This is a genomic window from Mediannikoviicoccus vaginalis (assembly GCF_928097925.1).
GTDB lineage: Bacteria > Bacillota > Clostridia > Tissierellales > Peptoniphilaceae > Mediannikoviicoccus > Mediannikoviicoccus vaginalis.
Window position 1 is genome coordinate 1,727,690 of the sequence record NZ_CAKMRI010000001.1, and the last position, 18,911, is coordinate 1,746,600.

Genomic DNA, 18,911 nt, shown 5'->3' on the forward strand with positions numbered 1-18,911 from the left:
TTTCAAAAGTAGAAAAAAATATAAACCTAAAAAGGAATGATAAAAATGAAAAACAACATGAAAAAAAATTCTAGCAAAATTTATAATATTTTGGCAATAGTTGCATCAGTAGTTCTTATTATTGGACTAAAGACATTTGCAACACCATGCGATGGAATGATAGAGACAGCTAAGGGAATGGAAGTTCCTATGAAGTGCCATTGGACAGATGTAGCACTACTTTACTTAGGAATTGCCACAGCAGTTGTTGCCATTGCAAATATAATTAAAAACTCAAAGTCTACACTTGAACTTTTAGGCATGGGAGTTTTATCGATTGCCATAACCATGGACAATGTAGGTATTGGAGTATGTAAGATGGAAGGCATGGCATGCCACACAATGAAGACATTTGCTATTGTAATAGGCGTGGTGTACATAGTTCTTGGAATTTTACAATTACTTATTAAGAATGAGGTAGAATTATAGTGTTTAAACTGGCATTAAAAAATGTATTCAGAAGAAAAAATCAAGTTTTACTGGCAATCTTTGTGACCCTTCTTTCCACCCTAGTTTTTACCGTTGTGTACAACATCTATAGAGAAATTGACGATGGTTTAAAGCTAAACGAAGAGAGAATGGGTGCAGACGTTGTAATCTATCCAGCTGAAGCAGAGAGCAATCCTCAGGACTTTCTATATAGCGGCGCTGCTGAAATGAAGTACATTGAAGAAGATAAACTAATGGAAAGACTACCTAAGGACAAAATTGAAAAAGTGACTAATGAATTCTTCATAAAAACTCTACCAGGAGGAGTTTGTTGCGGAACCGACAAGACCTACAGAATTGTTGGAGTAGATGGTGAGTCTGACTTTTTAATAAAGCCATGGCTTGAAAATGAAAAAATAGAAAAAATCGAAGATGGCATGATGGTACTTGGCCAAAATATAGGTGCGGAATTTGGCAGAAAGGCATTTCTTTTAAATAATGTCTTTGATGTAAAGGGAAGACTTTATAGAACAGGAAGTGGATTTGACGAATCCATCTTTATGGACATAGACACCGTAAGAAAGCTAGGTAAAAATACATTTTCTTCCGACTATTTCGGCGAAAAAGATCCAGGAAAATTAATAACCACTTCATTTATAAAACTAAAGGATGGAGTGGATGTAAATGAATTTATAGACAGTTTAAAAATTGAAGACTTAAAAGCTGGCGTAATTCACGTTTCACAAGTTAGGGATATGGTAAAAGAACAAGCAAACACATTTCTACAACTCTTTTTAATATTTGCGATATTAGTGTTCTTAACAACTGCAATAGCCGTATCCACCTTATATAATATGATGGCAAAAGAGCGAAAGACGGAAATAGGATATCTTCGCTCCATCGGACTTAGCAAGAAGAAAGTGCTACAAGAGAGCTTCCTAGAAGTTTTAATTCAATCGGGAACAGCCGGACTTATTGGAGCAATTCTCGGTGGACTCTCAACGGTGTTTATAACAGAGAGAATTAGAAAACTTATGGCACTACCACTGGGCATGGACGTGAGACAAATAATTATTTCCATGGTGCTAAGTCTAGTATTTGCCATACTGATTTCACTACTTGCAACCATAAGACCAATAATGAAGAACTCATCCATAGAACCGAGCCAAGCTATTACAGGGGGTATATAATGTTGGAATTACAAAATATAACAAAGACATTTACAACTGGAGAAGCTGTAACCCCAATAAAAAATATCGACCTGAAGATAGAAAAAGGTAAAATAACAACAATTTCAGGAGAGTCGGGAACGGGAAAGTCCACACTATTAATGATAATAGGAGGGCTTTTAAAACCAACAGAAGGAAAAGTTCTAGTACAGGATAAAGACATTTGGAGCTTAAACGATGAAGAGATATCAAATCTTCGTTCAAAGACCTATGGCTATCTATTTCAATCCTCAGTAATGATAAAGGCGCTTACGATTGCTGAAAATATAGAATTTGCAGCAAAAGTATCAGGAAGAGAAATCTCCCAAAGTGAGATAGAAGAACTTCTAGACATAATCGGCATAAAAGATAAAAAGAATAGCCTTCCACATACACTTAGCGGAGGACAACGAAGAAGAGCAATGCTTGCAATAAACCACGCAAGAGACCCAGAAATAATTATTGCCGACGAGCCAACCAACGACTTAGACAAACACTGGAAGGAAAAGACCTTAGAATTTTTCAAACATTGGAGGGATATGGGCAAGACCATTATACTTGCAAGCCATGATCCAGAAGTAGAAGCCTTAGGAGAAATAAAGTACAAGATAGTTGATAGTGAATTGAAATTAAAATAAAAAAGCAGGAGATGAAATATTCTCCTGTTTTTTTAAATAAATTTTAAAAGAATGTAAAGTCTGATTTAATTTAGCCTGTTAATATGATATAATTATATATGCATGACTATTATTTAGTTATGCTATAACTAAACTTAGGAGGTTTTGATGAGAAAGGTAAGAAACTATTTTATTGCTCTATTGTGCCTTGCATTGTTAATCTTTTCACCTGAAAAAAACCTTGCAAAAGAAATCAATAGAATTGCAGGACCTGATAGGTATAAAACTGCGGTAGAGATAAGTAAAAGGTATGTTAAAAATACTGACAGAGTTATAGTCCTGTCTGGAGAAAATTATCCTGATGCAATATCAGCATCTGCACTTTCGTGTGAAAATGAATATCCTATTCTGCTAACAAGAAAGAATAAGGTATCCAAGGAAGTTGTTGAAGAAATCAAGAGAGTAAAAGCAAAAGAAATTATCTTGATAGGTGGAGAAAGCACAATTTCGAATTCAGTTGAAAAAGAGCTTTCAAAGGTAGCAAAAGTAAATAGAATTGCAGGAAAAGACAGATACCGTACTTCCATAATGGTATTTGAATACAAGAAAAAGTTGAATCCAAATTCTACAAAAGTAGTTTTTGCAAGTGGGAAAAACTTTGCTGATGCTCTTGTAGCAGCACCTTATATCTATAATGAAGGTTCAATAATACTTTATGATGATGGATGTGGAATAGATATAAACAGGTATAATCCTAAACTAATACTCGGAGGAGAAAGCAGCTTAAAAGGATTTAAAAATGTTAAAAGAATTTCAGGAAAGGACAGATATGAAACTTCATTAAAACTTGCAAAAGAGTTTAAAACTGAAAATGTAGTTATTGCAAGTGGAGAGGATTTCCCAGATGCACTTGCAGGTGGACTTGTAGCTAAAAAAAATAATGCCCCAATTGTCCTTGTAAAAAAGGACGAGATAAAAGACAATATCGTAGATTATTTGAAAGAAAAGAAATTAGAAAAAATTGTTATTCTTGGTGGTAAGACAACAATATCAAAAGATGTAGAAAATAAACTTGGGGAAAGTTCAGAAGCTGGTAAAAATGAAGGTAAAACAAAACCAACTAAGCCAAGTAAACCAACTGAGCCAAGTAAACCAACTGAGCCAAGTAAACCAACTGAGCCAAGTAAACCAACTGAGCCAAGTAAACCAACTGAGCCAAGCAAACCAACAGAACCAAGTAAACCGACAGAACCAACTAATCCAGTTCCAGAATTAAATAAAGCAAACTTAGAAAAAGAGATAGAAAAGGCTAAGGAAGTTTTAGGACTTGATATGGCTGACTCTGACAAAGATAAACTTCAAAAGGAAATATCTAACGCAAGTGATGTTTTAAAAAATGCAAAGTCACAAGATGAAATAGATAGCGCAGTAGAAAAACTTAAAAAAGCTATTATGAATTCAAGAAAAAAAATCTTTGTTGAAATAGAAGATCCATTGTTTAGAAAAGTATTAAATAAAAATATTTCAAGAGAGAGAAAAGATGATGATCCTATAACAAAAGAAGAGATGGAAAATTTAAAAGAAATTTCCATATTCTTAGATAAAAATGGCAATCCAACTTTTGGAGAAAGCTTTACTTATTCTATTTTAGGAGAACCAAAGAGCTTAACTGGAACAAAAGATTTTAAATTTGCAGTAACAAGAGGCATGAAGAGCATAAAAGGGATTGAGAATTGTGTTAACCTTGAAAAGTTAAAGGTAAATGAAAATGAAATCTCTGATATTACTCCTCTAAAAGATTTAAAGAATTTAAAATATTTAGAAATTCAAAGAAATAGGATAACAGATGTTAAGCCATTGGAAAATTTAAAAAATTTAGAGTTTTTAAAACTTTACAATAATCTAATAGAAGATGTATCCCCTCTTGCAGGCTTAACTAATTTAACGGGCCTTGATTTACATTACAACGTAACTGTGGAGGGAGATGAAAATAATAAAATAATTTCTAAGGGAATTACAGATATATCTCCACTAAAAAATCTTACGAAGTTGGAATTTCTTGATGTGTCAGCAAATAGAATTGATGACGTATCAATAATGAAAGACTTCTCAAAACTTAATCATATTGATTTTACTGGTAATAGAGTGTATGACTATACAGAATTGGCAGATTTAATTTCTAACCTTCTACCAATGCAAGATATGGGAATGGCAAGTATAGGTTTTTGGGGTCAAAAAGTTGGAGTTCCTGAAAAGTTAGTTTTCTCTTCAAATCCTTTAGCTTTTGATAATCCATATAAGGGCTTTGATAAACTTGAAAAGAAGCTTGGAGAAGTCTTTGAATCTGATGAACTAAATATTATGGAAAATATTGAAGCGGATGTTCCTGGTGTAACTGCTCAATATGATAAAGCAACAAATAAAATAAATCTTGAAATAGATAATGATACACTTTATGCAAATAGAGGAAAAGAATTAAAAGTAAATTTAAAAATTACTTTTGCAGGTGCATATATATGGAACATTGGTGAAATAACTATAGAAGTCCCAAATGACATTAAGTTAATGGACAAAGAAACAGAAGATTTTTATAAGGGACTATTGAATGATTATAGTAATTTCTATGGCAAGTATACAAATTTAACGGATGAAGCGAATAAAAAATTTTCAAAGGCCAATAAACCAATAGGTAATAGAGAAATAACTCCAGAAGACTTGGAGATGCTAAAGACATTTAAAGTGAAGGGCAGAAATGTAACTGATACACTGGTGAGCCCATTAAAATATGCGAAGAACTTAGAACAGTTCCATGTAACTTTAAATGACGCTTCGCTGAAGAGGGAAGTAAAAGATTTTTCTTTTCTAAAAGAAATGCCTAAACTTAAAGAATTTTGGTATATCAATAATGATTACAAAAACCTCCAAAAGGAAACGCTAAGCACAATAGATTTTTCCGCGAATAAAGAGATAGAGCATATTAATATACAAAACACTACTCTTTCAAATTTATTTGGACTTAGAGGAACTAATCCTAAATTTTTGAGCTTACAAAGTAATAATATAAGAAATATCTCTCAAATTGCAAAAATGACAAATCTTACAAGACTTGACTTAGATAGCAATAAAATAACTTCAATTAAAGGACTTGAAAATTTAAAGAACTTAATTACACTTTATCTTCGCGACAATCCTATTGAAGATATTTCAAATTTGAAAGGAGTTGAAAATTTAGAGGCATTACATTTAAGAAATACAAAAGTAAAGGATATAACACCTCTAAAAGATTTAACAAAACTTCATAGACTTTATATTGACGAAAATGAATTGAATGAAGACTATTTCGAAACTATTAAATCCTTCAAGGGATTAAATACATTGTTTGTAGATAAAATAAACATGGATGATTTTACATGGCTAAAGGAAAATAGTATAAGACCAGAGGACGAACCACCGGCTACTGAAGGTGAAGACCAGGCGAGAATGGCTACATTTAAAGAGTTAAGTGTTGAACTTACAGCTGATAAAAAAGATATAAAGAATGGGAAATTGACTATTTCAAATCCTATAACTGATTTTGAAAATAAACCAGTTGAACAGACTGATATGGATGAAGTGGGAAATCCAATTGAAGCAAATTCTAATTTACAGTTTGTTGGGGATAAAATAGAAATTACTGTTTCAGATGATGCAATAGAAAAGGGTAATATAAGTGAGTCTTACTCAATTTATTTTGAACATCCAGAACTTTTATTTGGTGAGTTTGGTGGACAACATCCAAGTGTTTTTGGAAAAGTAATATTAAACATTGAACTTACTGAAAGTGAAGAACCTGTTAAGGAGTTTGAAGCAGACGGAGTGACTCCTGTTAAATATGACCTAAGAGAAAAAGGGTTTGTAACTCCAGTAAAAAATCAATACAAGGATGGTTCATGTCGTTCATTTTCTTCCCTTGCAGCGCTAGAATCTTTTTATAAGAAGAAAACAGGGAATGACATTGATCTTTCAGAAAACAACTTTGAAACAAGACAGGGATTAGTATTTAATAATAGATCAAAATATGACCAACCAAGAAATGGGAGAGATAGAAATTCTGACTTTGGTTATTTGATGTCAGGTAATGGACCAATTCTTGAAAAGGAAGATCCATATAAACCATTTTCACAACCAGATATTAATATACCAAATTCTATAAGTGAAAGTGCTTATAGAGCTGGACTAAGTAATAATGGACCTGTTGAAACAAACCCTGCTCTAAGTGTAATGGGATTTGAGTTTTTAAGGGATATAAGTAAAGCTGATATAACTAGTCCAGAAGATGAAAATTTAAAACAAATTAAACAGGCAATAGTTAAATATGGTGCAGTGTCATCTAATATCTATATGTCTCATGATGGACAAAAAAGATTTCCATATCAAAATGACAAATGTTTCAACAAGGAAAAATCAGCGTATTATGTGAAGAAAGAAAAAAATATTGCTTCAAACCATGCCATAGCTATAGTTGGATGGGACAATAACTTTTCAAAAGATAATTTTGTAAGTACTAATAAGCCAACAATTGACGGTGCATGGATTGTAAAGGACGCACAAGGAACAGAATTTGGTGATGGTGGATATTTCTATGTTTCTTATCAAACTGAAGGAATCGGTGGAGACCCTTATGTGTTTACAAGAGTTGAAAAGGAAGAAACTTATGCGGGAATTTACCAACATGATGAAATGCCTTTTACAGGCTTTATAAGTTCAGGTGCTTACTCAGATATGGAAGATGGAAAAACTATTTTATTAAATGCTTTTAAATCTAATGTAGGTGAAGAATTAAAAGAAATAGGATTCTATACTACTAAAAGAGATGCAGAGTTCGAAATATATTTAATTGAAGACTTTGATAAATTTAAAAGGGAAGCATCAAATTGCTTTGATGAAGAAGAGTATGAAGATCTTATAAAAGACTATAAAATCTATGATAACAACATGGACAAAAAAGGCGAACATGTATATGCAGGTTATCATACTATTAAGTTAAGTGATTTAAATAAAGAATTAAAATTTTCTAACAATAAAAAGTTTGCACTGGGAATTTGGGTTAGAAATAATGATAAAGAAGATCCTAACCATGAATGGGATATGGTTGTAGAAAGCAAATCCCCATCTACAGGGAAATATGCAGAAGTAAATAATGGAGAAACTTTTGCATTTACTTTTAACGGATTTGCCGATGTAGGTAATTTTAAAAAAATAAATGCATGTATTAAAGGTTATTTCACCAATCAACATTAGAGTTAATATGTAGACATATTAAGAAAATTAATGTAATATAATATTTGTGAAAATTAAGGAGGAATTTATGCAAAATAAATCATTGAAAAAAATATTGGTTATGCTTTTAGTTTTCTCATTTGTATTGGCACCACTATCTGCCTGCAAAAAGAAAGATAAGCAAGGGGAAACAAATCAAAACGCAGACAGCACTGAGGCTGTTGCAGGAAAAACAGAAGAAAAGAACATGGATGAACTTGTATATGGTATTACATCTTCACCTGAAGGAAACTTTAATCCACTTTTCTCAAACACTCAATACGATGGAAATGTAAATGGATTAATTTACGATTCATTATTACAACTTAATTCTAAAATTGAGATTGAACCAGCAATGGCTGAAAAGTATGAAATGACAGAAGATGGTAAGAAGATTACTTTTACTTTAAGAGATGGACTAAAGTTTCATGATGGAGAACCTGTAACATCCGCAGATGTTAAGTTTACACTTGAAGCCCTTGCAAACAAGGACTATGAAGGAGATTTAGCATCTTATGTAGGATCAATTTCTGGATTTGAAGCTTTTAACAAAGGAGAAGCTGAAGAACTTTCAGGAGTTAAGACTCCAGATGAAAAGACTGTTGAAATAACATTTGATGTTCCTTATTCTCCTGTTTTAATCAACATAGGGACTTTAGGAATAATTCCTAAACATATTTGGGAAAAAATAGACTTTGCAGATTGGTCAAAATCTGAAAAGGAACTTACAAATCCTATAGGATCAGGTCCATATAAGATGGAAGAGTTCAAACAAGGTGAGTTTGTAAAACTAACTGCTAACGAAGATTATTATGGTGGAGCACCTAAATTAAACAAATTTACTTTTAAGGTTGTTAATGAAGACACTGTAACTGCAGAACTTATAAATGGAACTGTAGATTTAGCAGATGTTTCTGGAATTAAGACTGATGACGAAGAAAAACTAAAGGGAGAAAATGTAACTGTTAATAGATATCCTAACTCAAAGATTCAGTACATGGGCTTTAACCTTAGAAAAGATGAATTACAAGATGTTAAGTTAAGACAAGCTTTTGCATATGCGATTGATAGAGCTTCTATTGTTGAAGGACTTCTTGAAGGTAACGGAGAGGTTATAAACACTCCTATGGTACCAACATTATGGTCTTACCCTAAAGAAGGTTTAGAAGAATACAAATATGATGTAGAAAAAGCTAAAACACTTCTTAAAGAAGCGGGATATGAAGATACTGATAACAGTGGCTTTGTTGATAAAGATGGCAAGGACTTAGAACTTACACTTACTGTTCCAACAGGGGATCAAATTAGAGAACAAACTGGAACAATTCTTCAAAACTTCTTAAAAGAAGCAGGTGTTAAGATAAATCTTGAACCTATGGAATTTAAAGCTGTTATGGATAAGGTTGTAGGAAATCACGATTTCGATCTATACCTAATGGGTAACACTCTTGATGCAGATCCAGATCCAACTCCAAACTGGAGATCAACTCAAGCTTCTGACGAGCCGGGAGTTTACGGTTGGAATATTGCAGCTTTCAGAAATGAAGAAGCAGATAAGCTTATGGACTTAAATAGACAACAAACCAACCTTGATGAAAGAGCAGCAACTCTTAAAGAATTTGGTAAATTATTAAATAAAGAACTTCCATGGATTCCGCTATATGCATCTGACATTGTTAAAGCATATAATCATGGACTAAAGAACTATGAACCAAATACATTTGTAGATTTTTACAATGTTCAAAACTGGGAACTAGAAAAATAATTATTGGGGCTGGCCATAAGGTCAGCCTTTTTTAAAAGGTGGTAATATGAAAAGAGTTTTAAAAAAACTTATAAGTATAATAGTAATGGTTATGGGGATATCCATGTTAATGTTTGTTCTTATGCAGATGATACCTGGAAACCCATATTCAAGTTATATAAAACAAGGAATGACTCCTTCACAAATTGAAAATATGTTACAGTCAAAGGGATACTATGACCCTTTACCTGTGAAATTTGCAAAATGGTTCACATCCTTTATAAGACTAGATTTCGGATACTCAATTCAATATAACAAACCTGTAATAAAACTAATACTAGAAAGACTTCCAAATACCTTGAGATTAACAGTTCCGTCTTTAATCATTGCAATAGTATTATCTATTTTTATTGGAAGATGGGCGTCATTTAAAGAAGGATTTAGATACAAGGCGGTTGATGTGATTTCAATGATTGGTATATCCATGCCGACATTTTTAATTTCAATCATACTTATAAAATGGCTTGCCTTTGATCATAAAATATTTCCTATATCAGGAACGGGAGAGTTAAGTAAATCAAGCGACTTACCTCTATGGCTAAATAGGATATACCATGGTGTTCTTCCGATTATTGTCCTTACCTTTATCCAGTTTTCATCAATTGTTAGATATGTAATAGGCTATATGAAAAATGTGAAAAACGAAGATTATATCAAAACTTATAGAGGTTTTGGGATGACGGAGTACGAAGCTTACAAAAAGATTGGATTTAAAAATATTGTTCCAAAGCTAGTTATTTTGATACTTATGGAAATACCAGGAATAATTTCAGGGATGTTAATTACAGAAACAGTTTTTGTGTGGCCTGGAATAGGTCGTCTTAACTATGATGCGGCAATGGCGAGGGACTATCCTTTAATCCTAGGAATAATAACTATCATATCTTTTCTTGTGCTAATATCTAATAGACTTGCCGATGCACTTAGCCAAAGACTAGATAAAAGATTGGAGGTAAACCAATGAAAAAAGTATACAAGACAATAATTGCCCTGCTTTTAATATTCATTTGGCTTGGACCTGTCTTTTATAAAGTTGATCCCACTAAGCAAGATTTAAGAAATATTGAAAGTAAGCCAAGTGTAGAACACCTTTTAGGAACAGATGGACTTGGTAGAGATATAATGATAAGACTTATGCATGGTGGACAAAAATCTGTGGTTATTTCATTTACCTCCACAGTAATCAAAGTAGCTTTATCTTTGATTCTGGCATTCATAGCAAGTAGTGGGAAGAGATTTGAAAAAATAATAATGTCCATAGTCGATATTTTTATGTGCTTTCCGTTCTATGTGCTTGCCCTATGTGTGGCTGCATTTATAGGAGCAAATGTAAAAAACTTAATATTTGTAATAGTCATATTTACATTTGCACCTACCACAAGAATACTTGTAAACGAAATAAAAGTACTAAAAGAAATGGAGTTTATTCAGCTTTTAAAAATAAATGGAGTTAGAAATACTAAAATACTAACAAGACATATTATTCCAAATATATCACAGACACTCCTTGTTGTCTTTACAAGCTCTATGGCAACTGCCATACTTATGGAAGCGAGTTTATCCTTTTTAGGATTTGGAATAAAAGAGCCAGAAACGAGTCTTGGTACAATACTAGCGGTTGCACTAAATATATTAAATGTTAAAGACAAATGGTGGTTATGGCTTCCAGCAGGAGTTTTAGTTGTTCTTTTAGTATTTTCAATTCAAGGATTGGGTGAAGAATATGCTAAAAGTTAATAATCTAAAAATCTCATCTGACAAAAAGAGTTTAGTAAATGGAATAGATTTTGAAATTGAAAAAAATCAAATACTTTCAATAATAGGCCAGTCAGGGTCGGGTAAATCATTAACGGCTACTGCAATAATGGGTCTTTTGCCTAAAACTCTTAACAAGAGTGGAGAAATCATTCTAAATGAAAAAAACATAATGCAATTAAAAGACAAAGAAATTGCGAAGATTAGAATGAAGGAAATGGCTATGATATATCAAAATCCATTCAATTGCCTTGTGCCAGTAATGACAATTGAAAAACAGTTGAAATACATTTATAAAATTCAAGAACTTCCATATGACATAAATAGAATTAGGACTTTGATGGATGAAGTTAGCCTGCCATTAGAGTATTTGAAAAAATATAGCTTTGAACTTTCTGGAGGGGAGCTACAGAGAATTGTCATCCTAATGTCCATGCTGTTTAAACCTAGTCTCTTAATTTGTGACGAACCGACAACAGCGCTAGACAGTGAGACTGGGCTTAGAATTATAAATTTAATTAAAAATCTTAAAGATGAATATGGAATATCTGTACTTTTTATCAGTCACGATCTTCAATTAGCAGAAATTATAGCAGATAGAGTTATGATAATGCAAGAAGGAAATATTATTGAGCAGGGCGATGCTAAAGACATTTATAATAACCCTAAAGAGGACTATACAAAAGCGCTCCTTGAAGCTTCGAGATTTTAGGAGGATTTTATGACAAAAAAATTAATCGTAAAAGACCTTTCTGTAAAATATAATGATAAGAAGGTTTTAAATAATATTTCATATGAGTTTGAGACAAAGTGCTATGGTCTAATGGGAAAGTCAGGTAGTGGAAAATCTACTTTTTTAAAATCGGTACTTGGTCTTATACCATATAGTGGTCAAATTTTTTTAAATGATAAATTAATAGAAAAAGACAGAAGAGGATTTCAAGTTGTGTTTCAAAATTCATTTAGATCTTTCGATCCTACAAAAACTATAAAAAAATCCATAGAAGAACTTGAAAAGGAAAACAATACTAATTATGATTTGGAAGAACTTTTTGAAAAGTTTGGAATGAACAAGGAGTTGTTGAATAAAAAGCCTAAAGCCTTGTCCGGAGGAGAACTTCAACGTTCTTCCATCATTAGAGCAGTGGCACAAGATCCGAAAGTATTGCTTCTTGATGAGCCGACAGCTTCACTTGATGTAATAAATCAAAAGAAAGTTCTAGAAATGATAAATAAAATAGAAAACACAATTATAATCCTTGTTAGTCATGACTTGAAAACAATAAACTATGTTAGTGATGTGAAACTAAAACTAGATGAAGATGGAAAAATCAATTTAATATAAAAAGCAGGAGATGAAATATTCCCCTGTTTTTTATTGCTAAATTAAAAAGCACATTTTCGTATTTTTACAAAAGAAAATGTGCTTTGGTGCCGGAGGCGGGGGTCGAACCCGCACGATGTTGCCACCACGGGATTTTGAGTCCCGCGCGTCTGCCAATTCCGCCACTCCGGCGGGTCAATTACCTAATTATATTAACACATTTTCAAATGACCTTCAAGATTTTTTCGTGATATAATATTAGTATTAAGAATTTTGAGAGGAATACATGAAAAGATTAGAAAATATTTTTATAAATTCTAATGACGACTTAGAAAATCCCGATGTAAGAAATGGATATATTAGAAAGTCCGGCTACATAGGAGTGATTTTTAATTTAATACTATTTGGTATAAAGCTTACTGTGGGGCTATTTGCAAATTCCATCGCAGTTATATCAGATGCTTTCAATAACTTGGTGGACTCCCTTTCTTCCATTGTAACCATTGTTGGTGGTTACTTGGCAGGAAAGCCCGCCGACGAAGAGCATCCCTTTGGCCATGGAAGGTATGAGTACATTGCATCCTTTGTAGTTTCCATACTCATACTTTTAACGGGAGGTTTTTTATTTAAATCATCTTTGGAAAAGATTATCGAACCAAAGGCGCTAAACACTTCGTTAATTTCTTTAATCATGTTGGTGGTGTCCCTTTTCATAAAGATATTTTTATACATCTACAACAAGGTTGTAGGTGAAAAGATTAACTCCCTTGGCATGATAGGGGTTGCGGAAGATGCGGTTAACGACGTTATTTCATCCATTGGAATACTTGTTTCAATTTTGATATTTATTTTATTTGATATCAACATAGATGGATATGCGGGAATTTTGGTTTCTATTATTATATTTAAGTCGGGAATTGAAATATTAAAACATTCCACATTTTATATTTTAGGAAAAGCTCTCCCGAAGAATACCCAGGAAAAGATTATGGGAATTGCTAAAAGTGGAAATCATGTACTTGGGGCTCACGACCTGGAGCTACACGACTATGGCGAAGGAAAGGTTGTTGGCTCAATTCATGTGGAATTTCCCAGTGATTTGATTTTCAAAGAGGTTCACGAAATTGCCGATGGTTTGGAAAAGGAAATTTTAAAAAAGACAGGAATAGAGATTGTAATTCATATGGATCCGGTGAATGTAGATGAAGACAGAAATAATTAATGAAAATAATAAAAATGTTGTAAAAGAGGCTGTAAAGTTTATAACGCAAAATGAACTGGTTGCCATTCCCACAGAGACGGTTTATGGCCTTGGTGGAAATGGACTTAGTGACGAAGCTTGTAAAAAGATTTTTGAGGCGAAGAATAGGCCATCGGACAATCCGCTTATTCTTCATATATCAGAAGTCGAGGAACTAGACAGACTGGTTGAACAGGTCCCAGAAAAAGTAAAAAGGGCTTTAGATTACTATTGGCCAGGCCCCCTTACAATTATTTTAAAAAAATCAGATATCATTCCACACACCGTTACCTGTGGAGGAGATACTGTTGCTATTAGAATGCCCAATAAGGAAATAACAAGGCGAATTATAAGGCAGTCAAAAGTTCCTATAGCGGCGCCTTCTGCAAATCTTTCTGGAAGGCCATCGCCAACAACAGCCCTTGATGTGTATGAGGATATGCAGGGGAAAATTCCTCTAATAGTAGATGGTGGAGCTTGCAATGTGGGAATAGAGTCTACGGTTCTTGACTGCACCTGTGAACCGAATTTAATTTTAAGGCCGGGTTTTTACTCTAAAGAGGATTTGGAAATTTATTTTGGCCCTGTAGAATATGATAAATCTATATTAAAAGAAGGGGAAATTCCAAAGTCCCCTGGACAAAAGTACAAACATTATGCTCCAAGTGGTAGTATGGAAGTAATATTGGGTAATAGATATAGAGTGAGAGATTTTTTTAATCAAAGAGCTAGAGAATTAAAAGATAAGAAAACTGCACTAATAACTTTTGAAGATAATAGTGACTTAGCTAATTCCTTTTACAAATTTTATTCTTTAGGAAGTAGGGATAACCTACTTGAAATGGCGTCACTAATCTTTCGCATACTTAGACAATGTGACGATGACGGCATAGAAAATATTTTATGCGAAGGCGTGGAAGAGAAAAACTTAGGAATAGGAATAATGAATAGACTAAAAAAATCTTGTGGAGGCAATGTAAAGATAATTTAGCTTTTACAAAGGACCTTATTTAGTGTTATTATATTAATATAAATAGGAGGTAAGGATATGGATAATGTAACAATTTTTAATCATCCAGTTATAACTCACAAACTTACAATACTTAGAGATGTTAATACTGGATCAAAACAATTCAGAGACTTGGTTTCTGAAATTTCTATGCTTATGGCATATGAAGTAACAAGAGATTTTTCCATGGAAGAAATTGACGTAGAAACTCCTTTGGTAAAGACAAAGGGAAAAGTTCTTTCAGGCAAAAAAGTTGCTTTAGTTCCTGTACTTAGAGCGGGCCTTGGCATGGTTGATGGTATGCTTAGCATCATTCCAGCTGCAAAGGTTGGCCACATTGGTCTTTACAGAGACCCTGAAACATTGGAACCAGTTGAATACTACTGCAAGTTACCTACAGATATTTCAGACAGAACAGTGCTTGTTCTAGATCCAATGCTTGCAACAGGTGGTTCAGCAGCGGCGGCTATTCAATATCTAAAAAACAAGGGAGCAAAGAGTATTAAACTTGTAAATATAATTGCGGCACCTGAAGGAGTTGAAGCAATTCACGAACTTCATCCAGATGTTCATATTTACATTGCTGGCCTTGATGAAAAACTTAATGAACATGGATATATCCTACCTGGTTTAGGAGATGCTGGAGATAGACTATTCGGCACAAAATAATACTGATTTTTATTGAATAAAAGTTAGGAATATGTTATTATAATCGTATGGCTTAGTTTAGCACTTTAAAGCCTCAACAACTGATGGTTGATGGTTTGTGTTGACTAAACCAGAGATTATATATATTGTGAAATCGTTATCTAATATATAGGGGAGGTGAATGTATGACTTCAAATATGGTTGAAAAGATTAGCGAAGCTGAATCTAATGCTGACCAATTAGTAAAAGATGCTAAGAAGAAAGCAGATGAAATTCTAGAGCAAATCAAAACCGTAGGCAAGAAAGAGTACGACAGCATTATAGAAGAAGGAAAAAGTGCCAGAAGGGAAATGTTAGACAAGGCTCAAAAAGAAGGTGAAAAGAAAGAAGCACCTATTTTAGAAGCCTCCCGAGAAAAGGTTAAGAAAATACAAAGCATGGAGGACTCAAAAATCCAAAGTGTTTCAAATTCAATTGTAGAGAGGATTGTATCAGAATATGTCAATGGTTAAAATGAGTAAGTTTAACTTACTTGCCTTTGATTATGATAGAAGTCGACTTCTCAAAGAATTACAGGAATTTGAGTATGTCCATTTCAATAATCTAAATGACGAAAAGGTTCAAAGTGTTGAAGAGGTTTCAGGAAACGAACTCTTAGAAAGGGTAGTTCCAGACACTGAACTTCTACAGGCACAAGAGGAATTGCAAAGAGTTAGTTGGGCAATAGAGCTTCTTTCAAAGTATGAAGAAAAGAAATCTAAGCTCAAGGCTATGAAAGATGGTGTTCAAAATTATTCTTTTGAAGAAATAACTGAAAAAGGGAAAGATTTTGATTTCAAACCGATTTATGCCAAACTACAGGACTCTCAAAAGATTATTGATGATGCTAAACAGGATATTCAAAACTCAAAGCAAAGGATTGAAGATTTAAGACATTGGGATGGCTTAAATATTCCTGTAAAAGATCTTTACAATATTAAAAGAAGTTTTATCCAAACTGGAACAATACCAAACAAGTCCATTGAAGAACTAAAGATGGAACTAAGTTCTTTTGAAGATGTGTCTTTAGATGAAATGTCTCAAGAAAAAGATGTTTACTACGTAATCTTTGCAGGTCTTAGGGAAAACAGAAGACGAGACATGGAAGTTTTGAGAAGACATGGATTTACTCCAGTTACAATTGGAGCAAATAATATTGTAAGTGAAGAGATTTCTGAATTATCAAAGGTAATACAAGAAAAAGAAAATGAAATAAAAGTGGAAGAGGAAGTTTTAAAGGGCGAACTTGACAAGCTGGAAGACTTAAAGGTTTACTACGAATACGTTGAAAATCAAAGGCTTATTGAAGAAGCACCTGAAAACTTCAGAACAAGTAAAAAGGTAAACTTGATTCAAGGCTATGTGCCAACAAGACTTTTAAGCGAGTTCGAAGATAAATTAAAACAAATCCTTGGTGACAGATATTCAATGGAAGCAGAAGATGCAAAGAAGGATGACCCAAATGTGCCAATCATTCTTGAAAATGGCAAATTTACCGGCGCCTTCCAAGGTCTTACAGAGATGTATTCTCTTCCAAAGTATAACGAAGTCGACCCAACACCACTATTTGCACCATTCTATGCGTTCTTTGCGGGAATGATGGTAGGAGATTTAGGGTATGGACTACTGTTATTTATACTATGTATAGTAGGACTTAAGTTCTTCAACTTGAGAGAGGACTTTAAAAGAAATGTCAAGTTCTTTATGTTCCTAAGCATCCCGACAATGCTTTGGGGACTTATATATGGTTCATTCTTTGGAATAGCTTTACCATATAAACCGTTACTTGATCAAACTGAAGACTCCATGTTAATAATTTTAATATCACTTATACTTGGAGGTATTCATATATTCTTTGCACTGGGAATAAAGGCCTATATGATGATTAGGGACAAGGATTTAAAAGGTGCAATATTTGATGTAGGATTTTTATATGTAGTGCTTATAAGCATAATCTTATTTGCTGCATCAGGACCACTAAACCTATCACCAACAGTAAAAAATATTTCAAAATGGGTTATGATAGCTGGCATAGTTGGAATATTCTTAACAGCAGGAAGAGCATCTAAAAACTGGGGCGTACGACTTGCCGTTGGACTAAACGAAGTCTATGGACTTACAGGCTATATAGGAGACTTTGTATCCTATCTAAGACTTATGGCCCTTGGACTAGCAGGAGGATTTATAGCCCTAGCCATAAACATAATAGTAAAGATGCTATTTGGTGGAGGAATTATCGGAATAATTGGAGGAATTATAATATTTGTAGTCTTCCAACTATTTAACTTATTCTTATCATATCTAAGTGCATATGTGCATTCAGCAAGACTTATATATGTAGAGATGTTTAACAAATTTTATGAAGGCGGAGGAAAAGCCTTTAAAGGTTTAATTAATAAACCAAAATATTTTGATTTAGAAAAAAACGAAAACAAATAGGAGGAATAGAATGAAGGAGTTTTTTATTGAAAACGGAGGACTTATATTTACCGCATTGGGAGCTGCTTTAGCAGTATTCTTATCAGGTGCAGGATCCGCAAAGGGTGTTGGAATAGCAGGGGAAGCCGCTGCAGGAATTGTTATAGAAGAACCAGAAAAATTTGGTAAATCACTTGTTATCCAACTTTTACCAGGTACACAAGGATTATACGGATTCGTAATTGGACTTTTAATTCTTTTCAAGATTGAAGCAGGTATTCCATTAGAACATGGTTTATACTATGTTGCAGCTTCACTACCAGTAGGAATTGGCGGACTTGTTTCAGCTAAGTCACAAGGTAGAGTTGCAGTAGCAGGTATGAATATTCTTGCAAAGAATGAAGAACAACAAGTTAAAGGTATAGTTTACGCGGTAATGGTTGAGTTATACGCCATATTAGGTTTCGCATTCTCATTCTTAATGCTAACAAGAATATAGTTCTTGAGCTAAAGGATGTGATTAGATGTCAAATTTAGATAATATATTAAATCAAATTTTAAAAGATGCAAAGTCTGAGTCTGACCAAATTATTCAAGAAGCTGAAGAGAAAAAAGATAAAGAAATAGAAAAAATTATTGTCGAAGCTAAAAATGAAAAATCAGCCATAATTCAAAAGGCTGAAACAGAATCACAAAATCTTATTGAAAAAATTGTAAACTCTGCAACCCTTAGAGCAAGAGACGAAGAGCTTTCTGCTAAACAAACAGTGGTAGATAGAGTTATAGAAAAGACAAAAGCAGGCTTAGAAAAAATTGATGAAGATACCTATGTGTCAATTTTAAAAAGCGCTTTAAAAAATGCTAACATATCAGAAGACGCTACAGTTTCAGTACAGGAAAACATGGTGGACGCCTACAACAAACTAGGCCTTCCATACAAGTTATCCAAAGAATTTGTAAAAAGCGGATTTAAGTTTTATGATGGCAAGTCAATTATAAACAATGACTTTTCAAAGATTGTAGATTCAAAAAGACAGGATTTAGAAAGCTTTATTGTTCAGAACTTATTTAAAGAATAGGAGG

The 18,911-nt window shown here is 33.3% G+C and carries 16 protein-coding genes and 1 tRNA gene; 16 read left to right on the forward strand and 1 reads right to left on the reverse strand.

Translation table 11 applies throughout. The features are described from left to right. The first annotated feature begins 45 nt into the window (after positions 1 to 45). From L6651_RS08185 to L6651_RS08235, 9 genes are all read left to right on the forward strand, one after another. Positions 46 to 468 carry a DUF4418 family protein gene (locus L6651_RS08185; RefSeq protein ID WP_237037444.1) on the forward strand — a complete coding sequence of 141 codons (423 nt, stop codon included), beginning with the start codon at positions 46 to 48 and terminating at the stop codon, positions 466 to 468. Then, positions 468 to 1,658: an ABC transporter permease gene (locus L6651_RS08190; protein WP_237037445.1), complete on the forward strand. Its 1,191-nt coding sequence runs from the start codon at positions 468 to 470 to the stop codon at positions 1,656 to 1,658. The genes L6651_RS08185 and L6651_RS08190 overlap by 1 nt, the downstream gene beginning before the upstream one ends. Then, entirely contained in the window at positions 1,658 to 2,314 is a 657-nt protein-coding gene (locus L6651_RS08195) for an ABC transporter ATP-binding protein (protein WP_237037446.1), read from the forward strand. The genes L6651_RS08190 and L6651_RS08195 overlap by 1 nt, the downstream gene beginning before the upstream one ends. Positions 2,315 to 2,461: 147 nt before the next feature. Then, positions 2,462 to 7,573 (forward strand): cell wall-binding repeat-containing protein, encoded by a 5,112-nt coding sequence (locus tag L6651_RS09400; protein WP_305067686.1) that lies wholly within the window; start codon positions 2,462 to 2,464, stop codon positions 7,571 to 7,573. Positions 7,574 to 7,640: 67 nt separating this feature from the next. Beyond that, the gene (locus L6651_RS08215; RefSeq protein WP_237037447.1) at positions 7,641 to 9,356 is read left to right on the forward strand and encodes a peptide-binding protein; all 1,716 of its coding nucleotides are present in this window, start codon (positions 7,641 to 7,643) and stop codon (positions 9,354 to 9,356) included. A gap of 46 nt (positions 9,357 to 9,402) precedes the next feature. Next, on the forward strand, positions 9,403 to 10,359 hold the full coding sequence (locus L6651_RS08220) for an ABC transporter permease (protein WP_237037448.1): 957 nt from the start codon (positions 9,403 to 9,405) through the stop codon (positions 10,357 to 10,359). Next, complete coding sequence (locus L6651_RS08225) at positions 10,356 to 11,132, forward strand: ABC transporter permease (protein WP_237037449.1); 777 nt, start codon at positions 10,356 to 10,358, stop codon at positions 11,130 to 11,132. Before L6651_RS08220 ends, L6651_RS08225 begins: the two co-directional genes overlap by 4 nt. Next, complete coding sequence (locus tag L6651_RS08230) at positions 11,119 to 11,862, forward strand: ABC transporter ATP-binding protein (protein WP_237037450.1); 744 nt, start codon at positions 11,119 to 11,121, stop codon at positions 11,860 to 11,862. The genes L6651_RS08225 and L6651_RS08230 overlap by 14 nt, the downstream gene beginning before the upstream one ends. A 9-nt stretch (positions 11,863 to 11,871) precedes the next feature. Beyond that, on the forward strand, positions 11,872 to 12,495 hold the full coding sequence (locus L6651_RS08235) for an ABC transporter ATP-binding protein (RefSeq protein ID WP_237037451.1): 624 nt from the start codon (positions 11,872 to 11,874) through the stop codon (positions 12,493 to 12,495). 84 nt (positions 12,496 to 12,579) lie between these two features. On the opposite strand, the gene L6651_RS08240 is transcribed toward L6651_RS08235, so the two are convergent. Next, positions 12,580 to 12,666, reverse strand: a tRNA-Leu gene (locus tag L6651_RS08240). Positions 12,667 to 12,760: 94 nt separating this feature from the next. Between L6651_RS08240 and L6651_RS08245 the strand changes: the two genes are divergently transcribed. The 7 genes from L6651_RS08245 to L6651_RS08275 all read left to right on the forward strand — a co-directional run bounded on the left by L6651_RS08245 (position 12,761) and on the right by L6651_RS08275 (position 18,907). Beyond that, positions 12,761 to 13,696 (forward strand): cation diffusion facilitator family transporter, encoded by a 936-nt coding sequence (locus L6651_RS08245; protein WP_237037452.1) that lies wholly within the window; start codon positions 12,761 to 12,763, stop codon positions 13,694 to 13,696. Beyond that, positions 13,677 to 14,705 (forward strand): L-threonylcarbamoyladenylate synthase, encoded by a 1,029-nt coding sequence (locus tag L6651_RS08250; protein WP_237037453.1) that lies wholly within the window; start codon positions 13,677 to 13,679, stop codon positions 14,703 to 14,705. The genes L6651_RS08245 and L6651_RS08250 overlap by 20 nt, the downstream gene beginning before the upstream one ends. Positions 14,706 to 14,762: 57 nt before the next feature. Beyond that, positions 14,763 to 15,392, forward strand: a complete 630-nt coding sequence (gene upp, locus L6651_RS08255; RefSeq protein WP_237037454.1) for a uracil phosphoribosyltransferase — start codon at positions 14,763 to 14,765, stop codon at positions 15,390 to 15,392. Between the two features lie 164 nt (positions 15,393 to 15,556). Next, positions 15,557 to 15,883, forward strand: a complete 327-nt coding sequence (locus L6651_RS08260) for a hypothetical protein (RefSeq protein ID WP_237037455.1) — start codon at positions 15,557 to 15,559, stop codon at positions 15,881 to 15,883. Further along, positions 15,870 to 17,849 (forward strand): V-type ATP synthase subunit I, encoded by a 1,980-nt coding sequence (locus L6651_RS08265; RefSeq protein ID WP_237037456.1) that lies wholly within the window; start codon positions 15,870 to 15,872, stop codon positions 17,847 to 17,849. Before L6651_RS08260 ends, L6651_RS08265 begins: the two co-directional genes overlap by 14 nt. Before the next feature lie 10 nt (positions 17,850 to 17,859). Then, positions 17,860 to 18,327 carry a V-type ATP synthase subunit K gene (locus tag L6651_RS08270; RefSeq protein WP_237037457.1) on the forward strand — a complete coding sequence of 156 codons (468 nt, stop codon included), beginning with the start codon at positions 17,860 to 17,862 and terminating at the stop codon, positions 18,325 to 18,327. Between the two features lie 25 nt (positions 18,328 to 18,352). Further along, entirely contained in the window at positions 18,353 to 18,907 is a 555-nt protein-coding gene (locus tag L6651_RS08275; RefSeq protein WP_237037458.1) for a V-type ATP synthase subunit E, read from the forward strand. Positions 18,908 to 18,911 lie beyond the last annotated feature (4 nt).

Coding starts and splice junctions, on each gene's coding strand:
- L6651_RS08275 (WP_237037458.1), top strand. CDS start 18,353: ATGTCAAATTTAGATAATATATTAAATCAAATTTTAAAAGATGCAAAG.
- L6651_RS08270 (WP_237037457.1), top strand. CDS start 17,860: ATGAAGGAGTTTTTTATTGAAAACGGAGGACTTATATTTACCGCATTG.
- L6651_RS08225 (WP_237037449.1), top strand. CDS start 10,356: ATGAAAAAAGTATACAAGACAATAATTGCCCTGCTTTTAATATTCATT.
- L6651_RS08185 (WP_237037444.1), top strand. CDS start 46: ATGAAAAACAACATGAAAAAAAATTCTAGCAAAATTTATAATATTTTG.
- L6651_RS08215 (WP_237037447.1), top strand. CDS start 7,641: ATGCAAAATAAATCATTGAAAAAAATATTGGTTATGCTTTTAGTTTTC.
- L6651_RS08245 (WP_237037452.1), top strand. CDS start 12,761: ATGAAAAGATTAGAAAATATTTTTATAAATTCTAATGACGACTTAGAA.
- L6651_RS08265 (WP_237037456.1), top strand. CDS start 15,870: ATGTCAATGGTTAAAATGAGTAAGTTTAACTTACTTGCCTTTGATTAT.
- L6651_RS08195 (WP_237037446.1), top strand. CDS start 1,658: ATGTTGGAATTACAAAATATAACAAAGACATTTACAACTGGAGAAGCT.
- L6651_RS08250 (WP_237037453.1), top strand. CDS start 13,677: ATGAAGACAGAAATAATTAATGAAAATAATAAAAATGTTGTAAAAGAG.
- L6651_RS08230 (WP_237037450.1), top strand. CDS start 11,119: ATGCTAAAAGTTAATAATCTAAAAATCTCATCTGACAAAAAGAGTTTA.
- L6651_RS08260 (WP_237037455.1), top strand. CDS start 15,557: ATGACTTCAAATATGGTTGAAAAGATTAGCGAAGCTGAATCTAATGCT.
- L6651_RS08220 (WP_237037448.1), top strand. CDS start 9,403: ATGAAAAGAGTTTTAAAAAAACTTATAAGTATAATAGTAATGGTTATG.
- L6651_RS08235 (WP_237037451.1), top strand. CDS start 11,872: ATGACAAAAAAATTAATCGTAAAAGACCTTTCTGTAAAATATAATGAT.
- L6651_RS09400 (WP_305067686.1), top strand. CDS start 2,462: ATGAGAAAGGTAAGAAACTATTTTATTGCTCTATTGTGCCTTGCATTG.
- upp (WP_237037454.1), top strand. CDS start 14,763: ATGGATAATGTAACAATTTTTAATCATCCAGTTATAACTCACAAACTT.